This window comes from Nocardioides zeicaulis (genome assembly GCF_042432345.1).
GTDB classification, from domain to species: Bacteria; Actinomycetota; Actinomycetes; order Propionibacteriales; family Nocardioidaceae; genus Nocardioides; species Nocardioides zeicaulis.
In genome coordinates, this window is the sequence record NZ_JBHLXH010000003.1 from 1 (window position 1) to 583 (window position 583).

Consider the following 583-nt stretch of genomic DNA (forward strand, 5'->3'; position numbering starts at 1 on the left):
CGCGGCGGCCTCGACCTGGGAGGTGAGCTCGACCACCCCGGCGGCCGCGCGCTGGCGCAGGACGAGCGCGGCCACCTCGGACTCCAAGGCGGCGACGGAGGCGCGGGACTCCGCGGCCCGGAGCAGTTGCGGGGTGAGCTCGTCGAGGAGCACCGGCACCTCGGCGGCGCGCGCGGCGGCTGTCTCGCAGCGGACCGCCGCCGAGGCCCGCACCCGCTCGAGACGGGCCAGCTCCTGCTCCAGGGCCGCCGCCTGGTCGCGCAGGGGCCGGGCCCGGTCGAGGTCGGCGAGGCGGCGCGTCGCGTCGCGCAGGTGGCGGGTGACGGCCGTCCGGTCGAGGACGTCGGAGCCGGGCGCCAGCGCGTCGGCGAGGTCGCGACGAAGTCCCTCAGCGGTCCGCTCGGCCGCATCCTCCTCGGCGCGGGCGGCGCGGGCGACCTCGTGGAGGGGGTGCACCGCGAGGGCCCGCTCGGCGTCGGCGATGCGGTCGCGGCGCTCGCGCTGCTCGGGCTCGGCGGACCGCAGGGCCTCGCGCTCGCGCTCGGCGTCGGCGTGGGCGGCTCGCCGTCCGGCCAGCCCGGCA

Annotated in this window: 1 protein-coding gene; it reads right to left on the bottom strand. The window is 80.6% G+C overall.

Features of this window, described 5'->3' with window-relative positions; translation table 11 throughout:
• On the bottom strand, positions 1–583 hold a 583-nt coding region (locus ACFFJG_RS18975), incomplete at both ends, for a hypothetical protein (protein ID WP_378520361.1).